This is a genomic window from Mycolicibacter senuensis, assembly GCF_003284925.1.
In the GTDB taxonomy this organism is placed as follows: Bacteria; Actinomycetota; Actinomycetes; order Mycobacteriales; family Mycobacteriaceae; genus Mycobacterium; species Mycobacterium algericum_A.
The window spans coordinates 1-21,672 of record NZ_QMEX01000017.1 but is presented as its reverse complement, the minus strand read 5'-3'; the positions used below and the strand labels follow the sequence as shown (position 1 = coordinate 21,672).

Genomic DNA, 21,672 nt, shown 5'->3' with positions numbered 1-21,672 from the left:
GTCAGGAGGCCTCCACGTGGCCGATGACCCGGCGAACACCGGTCACCAAGTCGTCCAATGATGTTCCGGTGGGAAAGACCGCGGCCGCCCCCAGCGACAACAGCTTGTCCACGTCGGACTGCGGGATGGTTCCGCCGACCACCACCGCGATGTCACCGCCGTCGGCGGCCCGCAGCGCCTCGACGATGCGGGCGGTCAGCGCAACGTGCGCGCCGGACAGAATGCTCAAGCCCACCACCGCGACGTCCTCCTGCAGCGCGGTCGAGACGATGTCCTCGACACGCTGCCGGATGCCGGTGTAGATGACCTCGAAGCCGGCGTCGCGCAGCGTCCGCGCGACGATCTTGGCGCCGCGGTCGTGGCCGTCGAGGCCGGGCTTGGCGACCAGAACCCGCTGGGGCACAGCCGAAGGGAGCGCAGAAGTCATCAGTACACCACCGGTTGCTGGAACTCGCCCCAGACCGCCTTGAGCGCCGAGACCATCTCACCCACCGTGCAGTAGGCGTTGGCGCAATCGATCAGGGAATGCATCAGGTTGTCATCGCCTTCCGCGGCGCGCGACAGCGCTGCCAGCTCGGCGGCGACGTCACCGGCGTCCCGCTCGGCTTTGACCCGGGCCAGTCGCTTGAGTTGGACGTCGCGACCCTCGGCGTCGAGCTCGTAGGTGGCGATCTCCGGTGGCGGTTCGTCGGAGGTGAACTTGTTGACGCCGACGACCGGCCGCTCCCCCGACTCGATCTCGTGATGGATCTTGAACGCCTCGTCGGCGATCAGCCCCTGCAGATAGCCGTCCTCGATGGCGCGCACCATCCCGCCGTGGCGCTCCAGGTCGTCCATGATCTCGATGATGCGCTCCTCGGTGGCGTCGGTGAGCGCTTCGACGAAGTAGGAGCCGCCGAGCGGATCGGCCACCCGGGTCACGCCCGTCTCGTAGGCCAGGATCTGCTGGGTGCGCAGGGCCAGCGTGGCGGACTCCTCGCTGGGCAGCGCGAACGGCTCGTCCCAGGCCGCGGTGAACATCGACTGCACTCCGCCCAGCACCGCCGCCATCGACTCATACGCCACCCGCACCAGGTTGTTCTGGGCCTGCGGGGCGAACAGCGATGCCCCGCCGGCGACACAGCCGAACCGGAACATCGACGCCTTGTCGGTGCCGGCGCCGTAGCGCTCGCGGACGATGGTGGCCCAGCGGCGCCGTCCCGCCCGGTATTTGGCGACCTCCTCGAAGAAGTCGCCGTGGGTGTAGAAGAAGAACGACACCTGCGGGGCGAACTGGTCGATGGTCATCCGACCGCGCTCCACCACGGTGTCGCAGTAGGTGACGCCGTCGGCCAGTGTGAACGCCATCTCCTGGACGGCGTTGGCGCCGGCGTCGCGGAAGTGCGCACCGGCCACCGAGATCGCGTTGAAGCGGGGCACCTCGGCGGCGCAGAACTCGATGGTGTCGGCGATCAGCCGCAGCGACGGCTCCGGTGGCCAGATCCAGGTGCCGCGGGAGGCGTACTCCTTGAGGATGTCGTTCTGGATGGTGCCGGTGAGCTTGGCCCGCGGGACGCCCTTGCGCTCGGCGGCGGCCACGTAGAACGCGAGCAGGATGGCGGCGGTCCCGTTGATGGTGAAGCTGGTGCTGATCTTGTCCAACGGGATCGAGTCGAACAGGATCTCGGCGTCGGCGAGGGTGTCGACGGCCACGCCGACGCGGCCGACCTCCTCGCCGACCTCGGGGTCATCGGAGTCATACCCGCACTGGGTGGGCAGGTCCAACGCGACGGACAGCCCGGTGCCGCCCTGGTCGAGCAGGTAGCGGTAGCGCCGGTTGGACTCCTCGGCGGTGCCGAAACCCGAGTATTGCCGGAAAGTCCACAGCCGGCCGCGGTAGCCGGACTCGAAGTTGCCCCGGGTGAACGGGTAGGTCCCCGGTGCGGCCGGTTCGACGCGACGGTCGTCCGGCCCGTACACCGGTTTCAGCGGGATTCCCGAGGAGGTTTGCACTGGGTCGTTCATCATTGGATACGGTACTTGCAAAAAATGAGAATGCCAATACCACTAGTTGTGACGTGCGTCGATGCCGCCGGACTAGCCCGCCAGATTGAAATTGCCGCTGGCGCCGTAGACCGACAGCGACACCAGCAGCGTCACCGACACGACGACGACCAGTGACGTCCGCACCGCGTTGCCCACCGCGACACCGACGCCGGCCGGGCCGCCCGCGGCGAAATAGCCGAAATAGGTGTGGATCAACAAGATGGTGACCGCCATCAGGAAGGCCTGCAGGAACGACCACAGCAGGTCGATGGGGTTCAGGAAGGTCCGGAAGTAGTGGTCGTAGAGGCCGGCCGACTGCCCGAACAGAAAGACCGTGGTGAAGCGGCTGGCAATGAACGACAGGATCACCGCGATGGAGTACAGCGGTGTGATGGCGACCAGTCCGGCAACGATGCGGGTGCTGACCAGGTAGGCGATCGGGCGGATCGCCATCGCCTCCAGCGCGTCGATCTCCTCGTTGATGCGCATCGCGCCCAACTGCGCCGTCACCCCGGCGCCGAAGGTGGCCGCCAGTCCGATGCCGGCGACCACCGGTGCCGAGATGCGGACGTTGATGAACGCCGCCAGGAACCCGGTCAGTGCCTCGATGCCGATGTTGCCCAGCGAGCTGTAGCCCTGCACCGCCAGGGTGCCGCCGGCCGCCAGGGTCAAGAACCCGACGATCACCACCGTGCCGCCGATCATCGCCAGCGTCCCGGTGCCCATGCTGATCTCGGCGATCAGCCGGATGACCTCCCGGCGGTAATGGGTGAACGCGAACGGCGCCGTGGTGATCGCCCTGCCGTAGAACAGCGTGTGGTCACCGAGCCGGCCCAGTGCGGCGATGGGTCGGCGAACCTGCCGGGTCACCCCCGGATAGACCGCCTGCAGAGCCCGTAGCGCCATGGCTCAGCGCGCCGTCATCTTGATGCCGATCGCGGTGACGACCACGTTGACGACGAACAACGACATGAACGCGTACACCACCGTCTCGTTGACGGCGTTGCCGACGGCTTTGGCGCCGCCGCCGGAGATCGTCAGGCCGCGGTAGCAGGCGACCATGCCGGCGATCAGGCCGAACAGCGCCGCCTTGATGCAGGAGATGATCAGCTCGGGCACCCCGGTCAGCAAGGTGATGCCGGCCGCGAACGCGCCCGGGTTGACGTCTTGGACGAAGACCGAGAACACGTAGCCGCCGAGGATGCCGATGATCACCACCAGGCTGTTGAGCAGCAGCGCCACCAGCCCGGCGGCCAGCATGCGCGGTGTGACCAGCCGCTGCACCGGGTTGATGCCCAGCACTTCCATGGCGTCGATCTCTTCGCGGATGGTGCGCGAGCCCAGGTCGGCGCACATGGCGGTGGCACCGGCGCCGGCCACGATCAACACCGTCACCATCGGCCCGACCTGGGTGACCGCCCCGAACGCCGCGCCGGCACCGGAGAGGTCCGCCGCGCCGAGCTCCCGCAGCAGGATGTTCAGGATGAAGCTGACCAGCACCGTGAAGGGAATCGCCACCAGCAAGGTGGGCGCCAGCGACACCCGCGCGACGAACCAGGACTGCTCGAGGAACTCCCGCGCCTGAAACGGGCGCTTGAACAAGAAGCGCACTGCGTCCACGGTCATGGCGAAAAGCCCCCCGACGGCCTGCATCGGCTCCGCCAGCCGCCCGATCGCCAGCTGCGGGGACCACGAGGTCAGGTCCTTGATCCCCATAACGGCAGGCTCCTTTAAGAACACTCGTGGCACGCGCGAGTGGATACTATCCGATTCAAGGTTTGTGCGATAGCTGCTTCTAGTTTTTTTGCACACTCATTCTCATTTCGAGCAAACGCCTCATCTATAGTCGTCCGTCGATCCGCAAGTCGGGATGCACCCAGTCCGAAGACCGGCGCTCTTTGAACGACCGGAAGCCCTCGACGGCCTCCGGTGCGCGCAGGCTGGTGCTCATCCCGATCCGGTCGAACAACCCGATGTAGGAGTCCAGGCTGGCCTTGACCACCGCGCGCGCGGCCGGCGCCGTCCGGCAGCACTGCGCCAGCACGTCACGCGCCGTGGCGAGCAGGTCGTCATGCGGGACCACCCGGGCCACCATGCCCCAGTCCAGTGCCTCCTGGGCGCCGAACGTGCGACCGGTGAACATCAGGTCGCGGGTCCGGACCGGCCCGATGACCCGCGCCAGCATCTGGCTGTAATAGGTGTCGGCGATACCGCGGAACAGCTCGGGCACCCGGAACGTCGCCCGATCGCTGACGACCGCGACGTCGCTGCACAACGCGATCTGCAGCCCGCCGCCCTGACACAGGCCGTTGACCGCGGCGACGACCGGTTTGACCGAGGTGCGGACGGCATCGAACGGGGTGACGTCCATGCCGAGCGCGGCGCCGAAGGTGATCCAGTCATCCGCCCCGCCGCCGCCCATGTCACCACCCGGCGCGAACACGTCGCCGGTGCCGGTGATCAGCAACCCGGCCAGCTCGGGGTCCTCGTTGACCCGGCCGACCGCGTAACGAATCCCGAAGTACATCGCGGGCGTCATCGCGTTGCGGGCCTCGGGGCGGTCCAGCGTGCACACCGCGATCGGCCCCTCGCGCCGAAACGACAGGAACGGCGTTCCCAGCCAGTCACCCTCGGGCGGCCGCGGTGATTCAGCATTCATTTGCACAGACCTCTCGCACCAACTCCAGCGAGCCCAGCTCGCGGATCGCCTGACAGGCCCGTCGCAACATGGTGACGAACATGTCGTCGCCGCGGTCGGTGCCGGTCGCGAAGACCAGCCCGAACGCGCAGATCAGCGGGGCCTGCAACATCCCGAACCGGTAGTCCTGCCAACAGGTTTCCCGGTCATAATCGGTCACCCCGTGGCCCAGCAGCGCGTCGTGGTAGGCCGCGACCAGATCAGCCTCGATCGCCGACCGCAGCTCGGGCCGCAGGCTCGTCGCGGTGAAGTACGCCAGATCCCGGGCCGGCAGCCCGACACCCAGCGTCTGCCAATCGACCACCCAGATCTGCTTTTCGTCCGGGCTGAACAGCATGTTGTCCAGCCGGTAATCCCCGTGGATCAGCGAGAACCGGCCGAGCGGCGCCGACACCCACGGCGTGATCAGACCCAGTGCGGCCGTCAACGTCTCACAGTCGGCGTCGCCGAGTTGGCCGCCGAGCCGCTCGACGGTGGTGTCGGCGCACATCCGGGCGATGTCGCCCATGCCCTTGGCGCCGGCCTCGTCCAACTGGGTCATCGCCAGGCCGGGGAACGTCAGCCACTTTTCGCCGCACCAGGTGGGCGCGTGCAGTCCGGCCAGCGCGGTCACCGCCAGTCGCGCCTGTTGCTCATCGCATCCCGCGATCTGATCGCCCTGTGCCGCGGGCGCGCGATCGGCGAGCAGCAACGCGTACTCGGTTGCATCGGCATTGATTTCGCAGTGGAAGCACTCCGGGATCGGTATCCGGACGCGGTCGGCGACATCTTGGTAGAAGGCGCACTCACTGCGGTAGCCCAGCACGACACGATCGCGGACGGCATCGTCACCGGCCGGCAGTTTGATCACGAAGGTGCCGGGCAGCTCGCCGGGGTTGTCGGTGTAGCGGGCCGTCACCCGGTAGGTGGCCCCGGTCTGGCCGGTGCCGACCGGGACGACGTCGACAGAAGCCACCTCGACCGGTTGTCCCCGGGCACTCAATACCGCCGAAAGCCACTCGCTGGTCACGTCGTGCGGATACCGCGGAACCGAACTACCCGAAGTCACCGGCCACACTCCGGCGCAACGGAACTCATCCCCGAAGTCCCGACCGGCAACCACTTCCAACCATGCCGGGAGACGTTACAGTAAGAATTTCAGTATGGTCAACGAATGGAGACTCCGCAGATGACGAACGCCCAGGGCTGGCAGGAGACGCTGGAGGATCTGGACCGGCGGCGGCAGCACACGCAGGCCATGGGCGGCGCCGAGCGGGTGGCCAAGCACCGCGGCAAGGGCAAGCTCGACGCACGAGCCCGGATCGCTCACCTGCTCGACCCGGGAACCTTCCGCGAGCTGGGCACCATGGTGGGCGCCGAGATCGCCGCCGACGGGATCGTGGTCGGGTCCGGGGAGATCAACGGCTCCCCGGTGATGGTCGGCGCGGAGGATTTCACCACGCTGGCGGGCAGCATCGGGCCCGGCGGCAACGCCAAGCGGTACCGCATCGCCGAACTGGCCCTGCGCGACAAGATTCCGCTGGTGATGCTGCTGGAGGGCGCCGGATTCCGCCCCACCGGTGAGCATTACGGCCGCACCCCGACCGACCTGCTGGCCCAGGCGCAGTGCTCGGGCAAGGTGCCGACCGTCGCCGCGGTACTGGGCCCGTCGGCCGGGCATGGCGCTCTGGTCGGCCCGGTCTGCGATTTCCGGATCATGAGCCGCCACGGCGCGATCTTCACCGCCGGGCCGCCGGTGGTGAAAGAGTCGACGGGCGAAGAGATCTCGAAGGAGGACCTGGGCGGTCCCGAGGTCGCCCTGAACAGCGGCGTGATCCACAACCTCGCCGACGACGACGCCGCGGTGCTCGACGACATCCGCCGGTATCTGTCCTACTTCCCGCCGAGCGCCTGGTCGTATCCGGCGGCGCTGCCCGCCGACCCGGCCGGCGAATCGAGGCCCACACCCGAACTACTCGACATCGTGTCGCGGGACAATCGTCGGGTCTACGACATGCGGTCGGTGCTCGACGTCGTCTTCGACCGGCCCGACTGGTTCGAGGTGCAGCCCCGGTTCGGCCGCGCGATCATCTGCGCGCTGGCCCACCTGGGTGGCCATCCGGTGGCAGTGGTCGCCAATCAGCCGCAGGTGCTGGCCGGCTCCATCGACACCGACGCCGCGGACAAGGCCGCCCACTTCATCACCGTCGCCGATTCGTTCCACCTGCCGATCGTGTTCCTGGCCGATAACCCCGGCATGCTGCCCGGCAGCCGTTCGGAGCGCAGCGGCGTGCTGCGGGCCGGCGCCCGGATGTTCGCCGCCCAGACCGCGGCGACCACCCTGAAACTGCATCTGACGCTGCGCAAGGCCTACGGTTTCGGCTCGATGGTGATGTCGCTGCTCGGGTTCGACTCGCAGGTGGCGACATTCGCCTACCCGGGGGCGACGATGGGAGCGATGAGCGCGGCCGCTTTGAGCGCCGCCTCGCACGCCGGCGAGGATCTGGCGGCCAAGCTGCGCGACACCGAACTGCAGGCGTCGTATCACTCGGCCAAGCAGCTCGGCTTCGACGAGCTGATCGACCCGCGGGAAACCCGCGATGCGCTGCTGAGCGCCCTGCGGCGCGGTCTTTCCAGCCGGCAGGCCGCCGCCGAACCGGTGACCCGAACCGTCATCATGCCCTGATGGCCACCTTGCGCGACGCGATCCTGGGCGGCTGGGAATTGTCGTCGATGGAATCCCGCGACGTCGACACCGGGGCGGTGTCGCACCCGCTGGGCTCAGCACCGCGCGGCCTGATCCTCTACACCGGTGACGGCTACATGTCCGCGCAGCTCGCTTCGGGCGACGATGCGGCGCTGCGCCAGTACATCGCCTACGGCGGGCGGTTCCGGGTCGACGAGGACACCGCAACCGTGCACCATCTGGTGAGTGTGTCGATGCTGCCGGAGTTGCTCACGGCGCCGCAGTTGCGTCAGGCCACCGTCGACGGCGACCGGCTCACCTTGTCGGCGACCACCACCAGCGACGGTGTGACGAGCCACAACACGCTGGTCTGGGTCAGACGTCGATGATGATCTTGCCGATGGCCTTACGGTCGGCCACGTAACGCAGCGCCGCCGCGGTCTCGGCCAACGGGAAGCGGGCACCGATGTAGGGGCTGACTCTGCCCTCGGCGAACAGTCGCTGCAGTTCGGTCAGGTCGCGCTCGTTGTATTCCGGGTGGTCGTCGGCGAATGTCCGGATCTCCATGCCCTGCACCGTGATCCCCTTGAGCATCACCAGGTTCAGCGGGATCGCCGGGATCGAACCGGCGGCGTAACCGAGCGTGACGAAGCGGCCGCCGCGGGCCAGGCTGCGCAACGCCGGTTCGGCATAGCGCCCGCCGACCGGGTCGAGCACCGCCTGCGCGCCGTCGCCGGTGATCTCACGGATCCGGACCTTGAGATCCTCCCGGTCATAGTCGATCACAGCCTCCGCGCCACGTTCGGTGCATACCGCGAGCTTCTCCGGGCTGGACGCGGCGGCCAGCACCCGCGCGCCCATCGCCACTCCCAGGTCGACCGCAGCCAGCCCGACACCGCCGGCCGCGCCGAGCACCACCACCCAATCCCCTTGCACCACTTGGGCGACCGAACGCAGCGCGTGATACGCGGTGCGGTACGTGACGCCGAATCCGGCCGCGGCCGCGTAGTCGACGCCGTCGGGAATCGCGCTCGCGGCCGCCGCCGGCAGCAGCGCCTGCTCGGCGAATCCGCCCACGAACGAGGTGCCGGCCACCCGGTCACCGGGGGCGAACGGCACCCCGTCGCCGACTGCGATCACATCGCCGGACAGTTCGCTGCCGGGAGTGAACGGCGTCGGGATCTTCAGCTGGTACTTGCCGTCGATCATCAGCACGTCGGGGAAGTTGACCGCCGCGGCCCGCACCCGCACCACCATCGTGCCGGGCCCGGGTGTGGGGTCCGGAAGCTCCTGCAACACCAGGTCTTCCGGCGGTCCGTACTGTTGGCAAACGATCGCGCGCATCAAACTCCCAGTCCACGTAGACAGAACGCCACCAGATGGTCGACATCGGTCCGCTTGGGCTGGGCGGTGCCGCCCAGGTAGCGGCGCATGGCGGCCAGTGTGCAGGTGAAAACGATATCCGCGTCCCGGCTCGGGTCGCGACCCCCGAGTGCCGCCACCGGTTCGGTGAGCAGATCGCGCAGCGGCGCCAGGATCTCATCATCGGAGACCCCGGTGGCCGTCAGCTGGGAACTGGCCGCGCGGCTCAGGCTCAGCAGATGCGGGTCGGACACCTGCGCCACCGTACCGCGGATCCATCGGGCCACCTTGCCGGCCGGCGTGGCCTCCTTGGCCAATTGGTGCTCCAGATAGGAGACGACGATCGCGACGCCGCGCTCCATCACCGCCTGGAAGAGTTCGTCCTTGCCGGTGAAGTAGCGGTAGAACGCCTTGTTCGACGATCCGGCCTCCGCGACGATGTCGGAGACCCGCGGCTCTTCGGGCGCCACCCGCGCCAGCACCGTCACCGCGGCGGCCAGGATGCGTTCCACCTCGGCGGTCGCCTGCTGCTCGCGCAGGTCGAGCGCGCGGTGCACCGCGGCATCGACACGTGTGGTCATGGCAGCGCGGGGACCCGGTCGACCAGGTCGCCGTACTTGGCGCGGGCGGCCTCAATGCGGTTGTCCAGGAATTCGCTGGGCCACTCCGGGTCCTCGGCCTCATAGCCTTTGAGCAGTAGCCGCGCCAGGTTGACCTTGTGCGCCTCGGTGGGCCCGTCGGCCAGCCCGAGTGCCACCCCGCCCAGCAGCACGTTCACCAGCGGGAGCTGCTCGGTCAGCCCCATCGCGCCGTGAACCTGGATGGCGCGCAACCCGATCGACTTCAGTACCTGTGATGCCAGGATCTTGCACACCCCGATCTCGGCGCGGGCGGCATGCTCGCCGGCGGTGTCGATCAGCCAGGCGGCGTGCAGCACCGTCAACCGGAAGGGCACCAGCTCGGCGTAGGAGTCGGCGATAAATTCCTGCACCAGCTGCTTGTCGGCCAGTGAACTGCCCTGGGTGAAGCGGCTCTTGGCGCGGCGGGCCATCATGTCGATGGCGCGTTGCGCCACCCCGATCGAGCGCATGGCATGATGCAGCCGCCCGCCGGCCAGCCGGTTCTGCAGAATCAGGAACCCTTGACCCGGCTCGCCGAGGATCGCCTCGGCCGGCACCCGCACGTCGTCGTAACGCACCAGCGAATGCCCGGCCTCATGCGGATGTGAACCCACCAGGTGGTGGGTGGCCTCGACGACCAGCCCCGGCGTGCCGGCCGGGATCAGGAACGTCGACGCGCCGCGGTGCACCGGCACGTCCGGGTCGGTGATGGCGACCACGATGAAGAACGATGCCACCGAGGCGTTGGAGGAGAAGTACTTTCGGCCGGTGATCACCCACTCGTCGCCGTCGCGCACCGCCTTGGTGGTGAACACCCGCGGGTCGGCGCCGCCCTGCGGTTCAGTCATCGAGAAGCAGGAGAAGATCTCGCCGGACAGCAGCCCGGCCAGATACTTGTCCTTTTGGTCGGCGGTGCCGAACCGGGCCAGGATCTCGGCGTTGCCGGTGTCGGGGGCCTGGGTGCCGAACACGATCGGCGCCCAGCTCGACCGGCCCAGGATCTCGTTGATCAGGGTCAGTTTGACCGCGCCGAAGCCCTGCCCGCCGAGTTCGGGACCCAGATGCGGGGCCCACAGTCCCTGCTCGCGCACCCGGTCTTTGAGTGGGTCGACGATGCGGCGCCGTTCGTCGTTCAGCGGCAGATATTCGCAGCCCGGGAACAGCACCTCGAGTGGTTCGACCTCGTCGCGCACGAACTCCCGGATCCAGTCGAGTTTCGCCTCGAACTCCGGTTCGGTGGAGAAATCCCACGCCATGTCCGCTCCTTTCGTCGCTCGATCAGGGCGGGCCGCCGTCGGCCCGCAGTATCGAGGCAGTGGTGTAGCTGGATGCATCCGACATCAAAAACAGTGCTGCGCCGACGATCTCGTTCGGCCGGCCGGCACGTTGCAGGGCGAAGTGACCGAACGGGTTGGCCTCGCCGAAGTTCCATGCCTTGGAGATGTCGGTCAGGAACGGCCCCGGCATCAAGGTGTTGACCCGCACGGCCGGCCCGTACGCCTGGGCCAGCGCTTCGGTCATGACGTTGAGTCCGGCTTTGGCTGCGGCGTAGGGGATGAACGACGGATGCGGGCGCAGCGAGCCGTGGGTGCTGACGTTGATGATCGAGCCCCGGCCGGCGGCCAGCATGCGTTCACCGACCAGGGCCGAGAGCCGGAACGGCCCCTTGAGGTTGAGGTTGACCACCGCGTCGAACATCTTCTCGGTGACGTCGGTCTGCTTGTCGTACACCGGCGACATGCCGGCGTTGTTGACCAGCACGTCGATCCGGCCGAACCGCTCATAGGCCGCGTCGACCAAGCCGTCGAGCTGATCCCAGCGCCCGACGTGCACCGCGTACGGTAGTGCGGCGCGCCCCGTCGCCGCCTCGATCTCGGCGGCAGTGGCCTGGCAGGCGTCGAGTTTGCGGCTGGCGATCACCACGTTCGCGCCGCAGTGGGCGGCCGCCAGCGCCATCTCGCGGCCCAGACCGCGGCTGCCACCGGTGACCAGTACCACCCGGTCGGTCAGGTCGAACAATCCGTCGGCATATCCCATGTCAGGCTCCCGTCGACGAGCGGGCCAGTTCGGCCGCGCTGGCGATCAACTGCGGGATCATCGGCCCCATGGCCGCGGCGATCTTCGGGTCGACCCGGTCGCCGGTGACCGAGGCGGCGTAGGTCTTCTCCAGCACGATCCCGAGTTTCCAGTTGGCCAGCACCAGGTAGTAGTCGATGTGCTCCGTCGACAGTCCGCTGATCTTCTCGTAATGCTCGAGCAATTCGCTGCGGGTGGGCATGCCGGCCAGGTCGGCGTAATAGCCTTGGGTGCGAGGGTTTTCGCCGTCATAGCCCAGCAGCGCCCAAGCCAGGTCCAGTAGTGGATCGCCGATGGTGGTCATCTCCCAATCGATGATCGCGACGAGTCTCGCCGGTGCTCCGTGGGCATACATCACGTTGGCGAACTGGTAGTCGCCGTGCATGATGCCCGGGGTGTAATGAGTGGGGCGATTGCGGCGCAACCAGTCCGATGCCTCGTCGAGGCCCGGCAGGTCGCGCACCCGGTAGCTGTCCAGGAAGGCCAGCCAGCGATCGACCTGGCGCTCGTGAAATCCGTCTGGACGCCCGAACCCTTCCAGCCCCTGCGCCCGCCAGTCCACCCGCCCGAGCCGGGCGGCGCCCTCGACCAGTTCGAAGGCCAGGCCGCGTCGCGCGGTCAGGTCGGCGTCGAACGGAGCCGGCCACGCGTTGCCGGTCGAGTTCCAGCCGTCCACCTCGGCCATGACGTAGAACGGTACGCCGAGCAGTTCGCCGGTGTCGTCGGCGGCGATCAGTTCCGCGTGCGGGACGTCGGTGCCCGACAGGGCGCGCACCAGCCGGATCTCGCGCCGCAGCCCGTCGATACGGGCCGCGTCGGCCCGCGCGCCCGGCATCCGCAGCACCATCGCGGCACCGCCCCGGCACAGCCGGTAGAGGGTGTTCTGCGAGCCGCCGCTGAGCGGTTCCAGCGTGGGGGTCTCGCCATCTCCGGGGGCGCCGTTGGCGTCGAGCCAGCGGCCCAGCGCCACCGCGTCGAGCCGGGTTCCTTGTCCGTCATCCATCGGCCGCACCCCTCAATCTCCAAATGGAGAATACCGTTCTCCGCGGAAAACGGAAGGGCTGCCCGCGATTGCGCGGGGACTGCTGCCGCGGTCAGGAGTTGAGGACCTCGGCGATCGGGGCGCCGCCGGCGATCTTGGCCCGCACCCCCATCACCTTGCCGGGCCGGCCCGCGCCGACGACACCGACCAGCACGCCGTCCCGCTCGTAGTAAGCCAAGAACTTGTGGCCGTCGTCCTCGACCAGGTGCACGGTGTCGGTGGCCTTCGGCTCGCCCAGGCACTGGATCTTGACGTCGTACTGGTCGCTCCAGAAGTACGGCGGGACCAGCACGTCGTGCAACGACTCCCGGCCCAGCATCGTCGGCACCATCACCCGCACCTGGGTGACCACGTTGCTCCAGTGCTCGACCCGGACTTCATGTCCGCCACCGCGCCAGAACGCCACGTCGCCGACGGCCCACACGTTCGGCGCGCTGGTGCGCCCGGTCAGGTCGCAGAGCACCCCGTTCTCGACCTCGATGCCGCTGCCGTCCAGCCAGCCGGTCGCCGGGTGCGAGCCGACGCCGAGTACCACCAGGTCGGCGGCCAGCTCGGTGCCGTCGGTGAGCACAACGGTCTCGACGCGCCCGGCGCCGCGGACCTCCGCGACCCCGATGCCGCCGCGGACCTCGACACCGTTGGCACGGTGCAGTCGCGCCACCAGTTCACCGATCTGCTCCCCGAGCACCCCGGCCAGCGGGGTGGGCTGCGGCTCGACCAGCACCACGTCGACTCCCAGCTTGCGCAGGCTGGCCGCCGCCTCGCAGCCGATGAAACCGGCGCCGATCACCACCGCGCGCCGTGCCGCGGCCGCATCGCCGCGCAACACCAGGCTGTCCTCGAAGGAGCGGACCACCCGGATGCCGTCCACGTCACCCAGGCTCGGAATGCGCCGCGGCACCAGGCCGGTGGCGATGACGAGCTGGTCATAGCCGAGCACGGTGCCGTCGGCCAGGGTTACCGTCTGCGCCGCGGGGTCCACGCCGCGGGCGCCACATCCCAGCCGCAGGTCGATATCGCGGTCGGCGTAGAACTCCGGCGGTTCCAAGGTGGTGTCGTCGCGTTCGCCGCGCAGCACGTCCTTGGTCAGCGGTGGCCGGTCATACGGCAATCGGGTCTCATCGGAGACGATCGTGATCGGCCCGGTGTACTCCTCGCGTCGGAGCTCCTCGGCGGTACGCACGGCGGCCAGGCCGCCGCCGACGATGACGATCCCGTGTTCGGGCACGTCGATCCCCCTAGTTGTGGTCCCAGCAGAGCGCTCAGTATTTCAAAGCGCCCTTGTCGACCGGGATCTGCACACCCGTCAGGACTCCCGAACCCTCACCGGCCAGCCAGACGACCACCTCGGCGACCTCTTCGGAGCTCATGAAACCGTTGGGACGCAACGGCATCGGGGGGAAGGCGTGCAGGAAGTCGGGGTGCTCGCCGAAGATCTTGGCCATCACCTGCGGCTCGATCATCGGGGTGTCCACCGAGTAGGGGTGAATGGAGTTGACCCGGATCCCGTGCTCGCCGACCTCCAGCGCCAGGGTGTTGGTCAAAGCCACCAGGCCGTACTTGGACGCCGCGTAGTGGCCGTTGCCGGGCGTGGCCTTCAACCCGGCCGAGGAGCTGACGATCACGATCGACCCGCCGTTGCCGGCCTCGATCATCGCCGGCACCGCGGCGCGGATGGTGCGCCAGGTGCCGGTCAGGTTGACGTCGATGACGGTGTTCCACTGCTCGTCGGTGAGCTCCCAGAGCCGGCCCCAGCTCAACACCCCGGCGTTGGCCACCACGACGTCGAGCCGGCCGAACTGCTCCACCCCGTCGGCGACCAGGGCACGCAGCGCGCCGTCGTCGCGGACGTCGAGCGAGCGGGCCAGCACCTTGCGGCCCTGCGCCTCGACCCCGCGGACCATCTCGGCGAGGTCGTCGGGCGTGGCGGCCGGATAGGTGATGCACTCCGATGCCGGCGCGCAGATGTCCGCGGCGATGATGTCGGCACCCTCGGCCGCCAACCGGATCGCGTGCGCCCGGCCCTGACCGCGCGCCGCGCCGGTGACCAATGCCACCTTGCCCTGCAAAGTCCCGTTAGCGTTCACGGGCTTCAGGCTAGCAGCAATTAGAACGTGTTCTACCGTCTGCGGACCTCACAGTTCGGCGATGATCTGTCGGCGCTTCTGTGCGTATTCGTCGTCGGTCACCGCGCCGGTGCGCCGCAGCGCGTCCAGTTCCAGTAGCCGTTCGGACGCTGACCGCGGCTCCGGGGCGGCCGGCCCCGACCGCTGCGCAGCGGCCCGCCTGACCACGGCCGACACCTGTTGACGCAGCACCGGGTTCGACCGGATGTCGGTCATACCCCGGGCCTCGACGCCGTTGGCCCGCAGCAGCTGCAGGATCTCCATCAGCGGCCCGGCCTGACCGGTGAGGTCGTAGGTCGTGTCGTCCTCGGCCACGGTGAATCGGGCCGGGACCGCACCGGAGAGCAACGCGCTGCGCTGCCAGTCGATTCGGTGGTCGCGGGTGGCCGGGTCGACAAGCACCGCCAGTGTGCGGCTGGAGATCATGGGCAGCCGCGTCACCGACGCCAGCACCCGGTCCTGGGCGTCGAACGGGCTCAGCCCGGGCCCCTCGATGTGCAGGTCGAGTTTGACCAGCGGTTGCTCGTTGATCCGCGTCCCGGTCTCGTGCACGCCGGTCACCTGCGCCAGGGCGAGCACACCGTGCTGCTCCAGGAAATGGCTCGTGGCGCCCGACTTCGCGCCGTAGGAGGTCAGCGCCAGTGCGACGAGCACGTCGGCGAAGCTGACCAGCAACCCGGTGTAGAACATCCACTTCAGATCGGCCTGTCGTCCGGTCGCGAAAAAGACCGCGAGGAAGATCGGGCCCACCAGTCCCCCGCACAACAGCACCGCGGCCTGCGCCTTCACATAGCGCCACAACATGAGCGTCACAGTAGCGCCGGCCGGCCACCACGGCGAGCAGTCCCCCGCAAGCGGGAGGTGCCCCCAGCAAAAACCCCCTTTCCACGCGGGAAAAGGGGGCCTTTACGTCTGCTCGCGCAGGGATGAACTACTTGATGATCTTGGTGACCCGGCCGGCGCCGACGGTGCGGCCACCCTCACGGATGGCGAACCGCAGACCCTCGTCCATGGCGACGGGCTGGATCAGCTTCACGCTCATCTCGGTGTTGTCACCGGGCATCACCATCTCGGTGCCCTCCGGCAGGCTCACCACACCGGTCACGTCGGTGGTGCGGAAGTAGAACTGCGGACGGTAGTTGGTGAAGAACGGCGTGTGACGGCCGCCCTCGTCCTTGCTCAGGATGTAGGCCTGGCCCTCGAACTCGGTGTGCGGGGTGGTGGTGCCGGGCTTGACCACAACCTGGCCACGCTCGACGTCCTCACGCTTGATACCACGGATCAGCAGACCGACGTTGTCACCGGCCTGACCCTGGTCCAGCAGCTTGCGGAACATCTCCACACCGGTGACGGTGGTCTTGGTGACGTCGGGACGGATGCCGACGATCTCGACGTCCTCGTTGACGTTGATCACGCCACGCTCGACACGACCGGTGACGACCGTGCCACGACCGGTGATGGTGAAGACGTCCTCAACCGGCATCAGGAACGGCTTGTCGGTGTCGCGGACCGGGTCCGGGATGGACTCGTCGACGGCCTCCATCAGGTCCTCGACGGACTTGACCCACTTCTCGTCGCCCTCGAGCGCCTTGAGCGCCGACACGCGGACCACCGGGGCCTCCTCGTCGAAATCCTGGGCGGCCAGCAGTTCGCGGACCTCCAGCTCGACGAGCTCCAGGAGCTCCTCGTCGTCGACCATGTCGGACTTGTTCAGCGCCACCAGGATGTAGGGCACGCCGACCTGACGGGCCAGCAGCACGTGCTCGCGGGTCTGCGGCATCGGGCCGTCGGTGGCCGCGACCACCAGGATCGCACCGTCCATCTGGGCGGCACCGGTGATCATGTTCTTGATGTAGTCGGCGTGGCCCGGGGCGTCGACGTGGGCGTAATGCCGCTTCTCGGTCTGGTACTCCACGTGGGAGATGTTGATCGTGATGCCGCGCTGCCGCTCCTCGGGAGCGTTGTCGATCTGGTCGAACGCACGCGACTCGTTCAGTTCCGGGTACTTGTCGTGCAGAACCTTGGTGATAGCCGCGGTCAGCGTGGTCTTGCCGTGGTCAACGTGACCGATGGTCCCGATGTTGACGTGCGGCTTCGTCCGCTCGAACTTCGCCTTCGCCACTTCATGTCCTCCTGGACTTGTTGGTGCTGGATTACAGCAGGTTTGATCTTTTCTAGTTTGTGCCACCGTAGCGGCACGGGCGGATGGTGCTTATTCGCCCGTCGCCTTGGCGATAATCTCCTTCGCCACCTGCGCCGGCACTTCGGCGTAGGAGTCGAACACCATGGAGTAGTTCGCCCGGCCCTGGGTCTTCGACCGGAGGTCTCCGACGTAGCCGAACATCTCCGACAACGGCACCTGCGCCTTGACGACACGCGCACCGCTGCGCTCCTCCATGGCCTGGATCTGACCACGGCGGGAGTTCAGGTCCCCGATCACATCGCCCATGTAGTCCTCGGGCGTGGTGACCTCGACGGCCATGATCGGTTCCAGGATCACCGGCTGCGCCGCTGCGGCAGCCTTTTTCAGCGCCTGCGAGCCGGCCACCTTGAAGGCCATCTCGGAGGAGTCGACGTCGTGGTACTGACCGTCGAGCAGCGTGACCTTCAGGTTGACCAGCGGGTAGCCGGCCAGCACGCCGTACTGCATGGCGTCCTGGGCGCCGGCGTCGACCGCGGGGATGTACTCGCGCGGGACGCGGCCACCGGTGACCTTGTTCTCGAACTCGTAGGTCGCACCGTCTTCGCCGGTGAACGGCTCGAGGTCGATGATGACCTTCGCGAACTGGCCCGACCCACCCGTCTGCTTCTTGTGGGTGTATTCGACCTTCTCCACCTTGCGGCGGATGGTCTCCTTGTAGGCCACCTGCGGCTTGCCGACGTTGGCCTCGACCTTGAACTCGCGGCGCATCCGGTCCACCAGGATGTCCAGGTGCAGCTCGCCCATGCCGCCGATCACGGTCTGACCGGTCTCCTGGTCGAGGTGCACCTTGAAGGTCGGGTCCTCTTCGGCCAGCTTCTGGATCGCCAGGCCCAACTTCTCCTGGTCGCTCTTGGTCTTGGGCTCGATGGCGACCTCGATGACCGGCGCCGGGAACGTCATCGACTCCAGCACGATCTGGTTGTTCGGGTCGCACAGCGTGTCGCCGGTGGTGGTGTCCTTCAGCCCGATCACCGCGTAGATGTGGCCGGCCGAAACCGAGTCGACCGGGTTCTCCTTGTTGGAGTGCATCTGGAACAGCTTGCCCAGCCGCTCCTTCTTGCCCTTGGTCGAGTTGATCACCTGGGCGCCGGACTCCACCTTGCCGGAGTACACCCGCACGTAGGTCAGCTTGCCGAAGAACGGGTGCACCGCGATCTTGAACGCCAGCGCCGAGAACGGCTCGTCGATGCTGGGCTTGCGGCTGATGACCTCGTCTTCCTTGCCGGGCACGTGACCCTGCACCGACTCGACGTCCAACGGCGACGGCAGGTAGTCGACCACCGCGTCCAGCATCGGCTGGACGCCCTTGTTCTTGAACGCGCTGCCGCACAGCACCGGGTAGAGCTCCGAGGAGACCGTCAGCTTGCGGATGCCGCCCTTGATCTCCTCGACCGAGAGCTCCTCACCGCCGAGGTATTTCTCCAGCAGCGCCTCGTCGGTCTCGGCGACGGCCTCCAGCAGCGCGGTCCGGTATTCGTCGGCCTTGTCGGCCAGGTCGGCCGGGATCTCGACGGTCTCGTAGGTCTCGCCGAGCTTGGTCTCACCGCGCCACACCTTGGCGTTCATCTCGACCAGGTCGACGATGCCCTCGAAGTCGTTCTCCGCGCCGATCGGCAGCTGGATCACCAACGGAGTCGCGCCGAGGCGCTCCTTGATGGTGCGCACGGTGAAGTAGAAGTCCGCGCCCAGCTTGTCCATCTTGTTGACAAAGCAGATCCGCGGCACGTCGTACTTGTCGGCCTGCCGCCACACCTGCTCGGACTGCGGCTCCACACCTTCCTTGCCGTCGAAGACCGCAACGGCGCCGTCAAGCACGCGCAGCGACCGCTCCACCTCAACGGTGAAGTCGACGTGGCCCGGGGTGTCGATGATGTTGATCTGGTTGTTGTTCCAGAAGCAGGTCACCGCGGCCGAGGTGATGGTGATGCCGCGCTCCTGCTCCTGTTCCATCCAGTCGGTGGTCGAGGCGCCGTCGTGCGTCTCACCGATCTTGTAGTTGACACCGGTGTAGTACAGGATCCGCTCGGTGGTCGTCGTCTTGCCGGCATCGATGTGCGCCATGATGCCGATGTTGCGGACCTTGTTCAGGTCGGTGAGCACGTCCTGTGCCACAGCTGTCTTCCCACTCTTTCGATAACTTCTATTGCTTGTTGTCGCCGGGCCTGCCCCGTCGATCGGGGTGCCGGCCGCCGTCTACCAGCGGTAGTGCGCGAAGGCCCGGTTCGCCTCGGCCATCTTGTGGGTGTCCTCCCGGCGCTTGACCGAAGCGCCGAGCCCGTTGCTGGCGTCGAGGATCTCGTTGGCCAGTCGCTCGACCATCGTCTTCTCCCGGCGCGCCCGCGAGAAGCTCACCAGCCAGCGCAGCGCCAGCGTGGTGGAGCGCTCGGCCCGGACCTCGACCGGCACCTGGTAGGTGGCGCCACCGACGCGGCGGCTGCGCACCTCGAGGGCCGGCTTGACGTTGTCCAGCGCGCGCTTGAGCGTGACCACCGGGTCGGTGCCGGTCTTGTCACGCGCCTGCTCCAGCGCGCCGTAGACGATGCGCTCGGCCAGTGACTTCTTGCCGGCCACCAGCACCTTGTTGACCAACTGGGTGACCAGCTGGGACCCGTAGACCGGGTCGGAAACCAGCGGACGCTTGGGAGCGGGACCCTTGCGCGGCATCAGCTCTTCTCCTTCTTGGCGCCGTAGCGGCTGCGGGCCTGCTTGCGGTTCTTGACCCCCTGGGTGTCCAGCGAGCCGCGGATGATCTTGTAGCGCACACCCGGCAGGTCCTTCACCCGGCCACCACGCACCAGCACCATCGAGTGCTCCTGCAGGTTGTGGCCCTCGCCCGGGATGTAGGCGGTCACCTCGACCTGGCTGGTCAGCCTGACGCGAGCCACCTTGCGAAGCGCCGAGTTCGGCTTCTTCGGGGTGGTGGTGTACACGCGGGTGCACACGCCACGCCGCTGCGGGCTGCCCTTGAGGGCCGCGGTCTTGACCTTGCCGAGCTTGTCGCGGCGGCCCTTGCGGACCAGCTGCTGAATGGTTGGCATCTACCGGCTTCCTGTATCGCTGTTCAAACTCTGTAAATCCTGCTGTCCTGCGCCCTACCGCTACCCCGCGGTCGGGCGTGTCGCACGGGCCGGCCTCGGATTTCTCCGCTGCATAATGGACATGCGAATTGGGCCAGGCGCGCGCGTTATGTCACCAAACGCGCCTCAGTGGCCAGGCACGAGCTACCACAATACCCGCCAGCACTCCGGCAGGTCAAAGCGCGTCCCCAGCCTTCCCTGCAGCCCCCGCCGCGGCTATCCGGTGCGGCTGTCCATCCCCGCGGCCAACCGGCGCACCATGTCGGCGAAGACCGCGTCGGTGTCGACATTGTCCATCACCCCGGTCATCTCCAGCAGCACGAAACCGTGCATGGCCGCCCAGAACTCCAGGGCGGCGTGAAACGCCCGGTCGCCGTCGAGCCCGTAGGAGGTCAACACCTCGATCACCGGGGCCGCGGCGCGGGTGGCCGCCGCGGTGTACTCCGGGTCATCACCGCCCAGCGGCATCCGGGTGAACGCCGAATAGCGGCCCGGGTGGTGGTGGGCGTAGCTGCGGTAGGCGCCGGCCATCACCAGCACCGCGTCGTCGCGGGCGCGGCCCTGGCCGACCTGGGTCAGCATCTCGAGGATGTCGTCGATGACTCGCATCCGCATCGCGCGGCGCAGGTCACCCAGGCTGTGCACATGGTTGTAGAGCGACGGGCCCTTGGTGCCCAGCTGGGTGGCCAGCGCGTTGATGGTCAGCGCGTCCCAGCCCTCGCGGTCCAGGAAGTTCAGTGCGGCGTTGACGATTATGTCCCGGCTCAGCTTGACCGGGCGCGCCCCCGATCTGCCGTTGCCGCGCGAGCGACCACCCGCCGACGGCGGGTCTGGCCGAGCTGACATGGTGTTCGCCCTTCTTAGCGCGGGTGCCGGACGGGAGACGGACGCGCGATCAGCACAAAACTCTAATCGACGGGCAGTTGGGGAACCCGCCTACGGCCGAGCCGGCGCGACGTAAGCTTTGCCGGGATCGCGTCCGTCGAGAGGGGCCGCAGATGAAACGGACCACACTGGGTGCTGCGCTGCTGTGCGTCGCGGCCGGCTTCGCGGGCGGCTTGGCGAGCGGGGCCCCGGCCGCGCACGCCGTGCCCGGCGACATCCACGTCTACGGGGTGCACGAGACGCGCACGCTGGACTGCAACGGCGGCACGCTGTTCATCAACGGGGTCAACAACACCGTCCACGCGATGGGCAACTGTTGGGCGGTGACCATGCAGGGCTCGCAGAACACCGTCATCGCGGAGACCATCATCAACGACGTCACCGTTTACGGCTACGACCAGACCGTGTACTACCACAACGGCGACCCGCTGCTGTTCGACCGCGGGCGTGAGCTGGGGATGACCAACCGGCTCCAACGCGTAGCGGCGTGACCCGCGGGTCGCCGCCGCTGGGCTGCGCCGCGATCACCACCTTGATGCTCGGCCTGGTTCTCGGTCTGGCCGGCTGCGACGATGCCACCGATGCGGCCCCGGCCAAGCGGCTGTCGATGAGCGCGAATATCGACACCATCGATTACGGCTCGTTCGGGACCACCTCGGCGGTGGACTGTGCCGACGGCAAATCGCTCAATGTGGCCGGGTCCAACAACCGGTTGACGGTCCGGGGTCGCTGCGAGGCGGTGAACGTCGCGGGGGCTGACAACCGGATCACCGTCGAGCGGGTGGACAAATCACTGACGATCACCGGGCTCAACAACTCCGTCACCTACCGCGCCGGCGAGCCGAGCGTGGACGATCGCGGATCGGGCAACACCATCGCCGGCAGCCGCTGAC

Annotated in this window: 23 protein-coding genes; 4 read left to right on the top strand and 19 right to left on the bottom strand. The window is 67.9% G+C overall.

The genetic code is table 11. The features are described 5' to 3' along the window. Nucleotide 1 precedes the first annotated feature (1 nt). The 6 genes from DQP56_RS07435 to DQP56_RS07410 form a co-directional block, all read right to left on the bottom strand. A complete protein-coding gene (locus DQP56_RS07435) occupies nucleotides 2–403 on the bottom strand; it encodes a cobalamin B12-binding domain-containing protein (protein WP_112684320.1) in 402 nt (133 codons plus the stop codon). Between the two features lie 23 nt (nucleotides 404–426). Beyond that, entirely contained in the window at nucleotides 427–2,004 is a 1,578-nt protein-coding gene (locus tag DQP56_RS07430) for a methylmalonyl-CoA mutase family protein (RefSeq protein ID WP_112684348.1), read from the bottom strand. Nucleotides 2,005–2,076: 72 nt separating this feature from the next. Further along, nucleotides 2,077–2,931, bottom strand: a complete 855-nt coding sequence (locus tag DQP56_RS07425) for an MlaE family ABC transporter permease (protein WP_112684319.1) — start codon at nucleotides 2,929–2,931, stop codon at nucleotides 2,077–2,079. 3 nt (nucleotides 2,932–2,934) lie between these two features. Then, nucleotides 2,935–3,741, bottom strand: a complete 807-nt coding sequence (locus DQP56_RS07420; RefSeq protein WP_112684318.1) for an MlaE family ABC transporter permease — start codon at nucleotides 3,739–3,741, stop codon at nucleotides 2,935–2,937. Between the two features lie 124 nt (nucleotides 3,742–3,865). Continuing rightward, on the bottom strand, nucleotides 3,866–4,684 hold the full coding sequence (locus DQP56_RS07415; RefSeq protein ID WP_112684317.1) for an enoyl-CoA hydratase/isomerase family protein: 819 nt from the start codon (nucleotides 4,682–4,684) through the stop codon (nucleotides 3,866–3,868). Continuing rightward, entirely contained in the window at nucleotides 4,674–5,771 is a 1,098-nt protein-coding gene (locus DQP56_RS07410; RefSeq protein ID WP_112684347.1) for a phosphotransferase family protein, read from the bottom strand. Before DQP56_RS07410 ends, DQP56_RS07415 begins: the two co-directional genes overlap by 11 nt. Nucleotides 5,772–5,891: 120 nt before the next feature. Here DQP56_RS07410 and DQP56_RS07405 point away from each other — a divergent pair, with 120 nt between their 5' ends. After that, nucleotides 5,892–7,388, top strand: coding sequence for an acyl-CoA carboxylase subunit beta (locus tag DQP56_RS07405; protein ID WP_112684346.1), 1,497 nt, complete (start codon nucleotides 5,892–5,894; stop codon nucleotides 7,386–7,388). Continuing rightward, complete coding sequence (locus DQP56_RS07400; protein ID WP_112684316.1) at nucleotides 7,388–7,777, top strand: lipocalin-like domain-containing protein; 390 nt, start codon at nucleotides 7,388–7,390, stop codon at nucleotides 7,775–7,777. Before DQP56_RS07405 ends, DQP56_RS07400 begins: the two co-directional genes overlap by 1 nt. Here the strand turns inward: DQP56_RS07400 and DQP56_RS07395 are convergent. From DQP56_RS07395 to DQP56_RS07335, 13 genes are all read right to left on the bottom strand, one after another. Beyond that, entirely contained in the window at nucleotides 7,764–8,732 is a 969-nt protein-coding gene (locus DQP56_RS07395) for an NADPH:quinone oxidoreductase family protein (protein WP_112684315.1), read from the bottom strand. The genes DQP56_RS07400 and DQP56_RS07395 overlap by 14 nt on opposite strands. Then, nucleotides 8,732–9,331 (bottom strand): TetR/AcrR family transcriptional regulator, encoded by a 600-nt coding sequence (locus DQP56_RS07390; RefSeq protein WP_112684314.1) that lies wholly within the window; start codon nucleotides 9,329–9,331, stop codon nucleotides 8,732–8,734. Before DQP56_RS07390 ends, DQP56_RS07395 begins: the two co-directional genes overlap by 1 nt. Then, nucleotides 9,328–10,626: an acyl-CoA dehydrogenase family protein gene (locus tag DQP56_RS07385; RefSeq protein ID WP_112684313.1), complete on the bottom strand. Its 1,299-nt coding sequence runs from the start codon at nucleotides 10,624–10,626 to the stop codon at nucleotides 9,328–9,330. Before DQP56_RS07385 ends, DQP56_RS07390 begins: the two co-directional genes overlap by 4 nt. A 22-nt stretch (nucleotides 10,627–10,648) precedes the next feature. Next, on the bottom strand, nucleotides 10,649–11,407 hold the full coding sequence (locus tag DQP56_RS07380; protein WP_112684312.1) for an SDR family NAD(P)-dependent oxidoreductase: 759 nt from the start codon (nucleotides 11,405–11,407) through the stop codon (nucleotides 10,649–10,651). Between the two features lies 1 nt (nucleotide 11,408). Further along, the gene (locus DQP56_RS07375) at nucleotides 11,409–12,449 is read right to left on the bottom strand and encodes a phosphotransferase family protein (protein WP_112684311.1); all 1,041 of its coding nucleotides are present in this window, start codon (nucleotides 12,447–12,449) and stop codon (nucleotides 11,409–11,411) included. 91 nt (nucleotides 12,450–12,540) lie between these two features. After that, nucleotides 12,541–13,716 (bottom strand): NAD(P)/FAD-dependent oxidoreductase, encoded by a 1,176-nt coding sequence (locus DQP56_RS07370; RefSeq protein ID WP_112684310.1) that lies wholly within the window; start codon nucleotides 13,714–13,716, stop codon nucleotides 12,541–12,543. 34 nt (nucleotides 13,717–13,750) lie between these two features. After that, nucleotides 13,751–14,575 (bottom strand): mycofactocin-coupled SDR family oxidoreductase, encoded by an 825-nt coding sequence (locus DQP56_RS07365; RefSeq protein ID WP_083037212.1) that lies wholly within the window; start codon nucleotides 14,573–14,575, stop codon nucleotides 13,751–13,753. Between the two features lie 48 nt (nucleotides 14,576–14,623). Next, on the bottom strand, nucleotides 14,624–15,418 hold the full coding sequence (locus DQP56_RS07360) for an SHOCT domain-containing protein (RefSeq protein ID WP_112684309.1): 795 nt from the start codon (nucleotides 15,416–15,418) through the stop codon (nucleotides 14,624–14,626). Nucleotides 15,419–15,545: 127 nt separating this feature from the next. After that, complete coding sequence (tuf, locus tag DQP56_RS07355) at nucleotides 15,546–16,736, bottom strand: elongation factor Tu (protein ID WP_112684308.1); 1,191 nt, start codon at nucleotides 16,734–16,736, stop codon at nucleotides 15,546–15,548. Nucleotides 16,737–16,826: 90 nt separating this feature from the next. Beyond that, nucleotides 16,827–18,929 carry an elongation factor G gene (fusA, locus tag DQP56_RS07350; RefSeq protein WP_112684307.1) on the bottom strand — a complete coding sequence of 701 codons (2,103 nt, stop codon included), beginning with the start codon at nucleotides 18,927–18,929 and terminating at the stop codon, nucleotides 16,827–16,829. Between the two features lie 81 nt (nucleotides 18,930–19,010). Next, nucleotides 19,011–19,481: a 30S ribosomal protein S7 gene (gene rpsG, locus DQP56_RS07345; protein WP_112684306.1), complete on the bottom strand. Its 471-nt coding sequence runs from the start codon at nucleotides 19,479–19,481 to the stop codon at nucleotides 19,011–19,013. After that, nucleotides 19,481–19,855, bottom strand: coding sequence for a 30S ribosomal protein S12 (rpsL, locus tag DQP56_RS07340; RefSeq protein WP_112684305.1), 375 nt, complete (start codon nucleotides 19,853–19,855; stop codon nucleotides 19,481–19,483). Before rpsL ends, rpsG begins: the two co-directional genes overlap by 1 nt. Before the next feature lie 255 nt (nucleotides 19,856–20,110). Then, nucleotides 20,111–20,740, bottom strand: a complete 630-nt coding sequence (locus tag DQP56_RS07335; RefSeq protein WP_112684304.1) for a TetR/AcrR family transcriptional regulator — start codon at nucleotides 20,738–20,740, stop codon at nucleotides 20,111–20,113. A 152-nt stretch (nucleotides 20,741–20,892) separates the two neighbouring features. Here DQP56_RS07335 and DQP56_RS07330 point away from each other — a divergent pair, with 152 nt between their 5' ends. Together DQP56_RS07330 and DQP56_RS07325 are read left to right on the top strand one after the other, a co-directional pair. Further along, entirely contained in the window at nucleotides 20,893–21,270 is a 378-nt protein-coding gene (locus DQP56_RS07330; RefSeq protein ID WP_112684303.1) for a DUF3060 domain-containing protein, read from the top strand. Then, nucleotides 21,267–21,671: a DUF3060 domain-containing protein gene (locus tag DQP56_RS07325; RefSeq protein WP_112684302.1), complete on the top strand. Its 405-nt coding sequence runs from the start codon at nucleotides 21,267–21,269 to the stop codon at nucleotides 21,669–21,671. The genes DQP56_RS07330 and DQP56_RS07325 overlap by 4 nt, the downstream gene beginning before the upstream one ends. Nucleotide 21,672 lies beyond the last annotated feature (1 nt).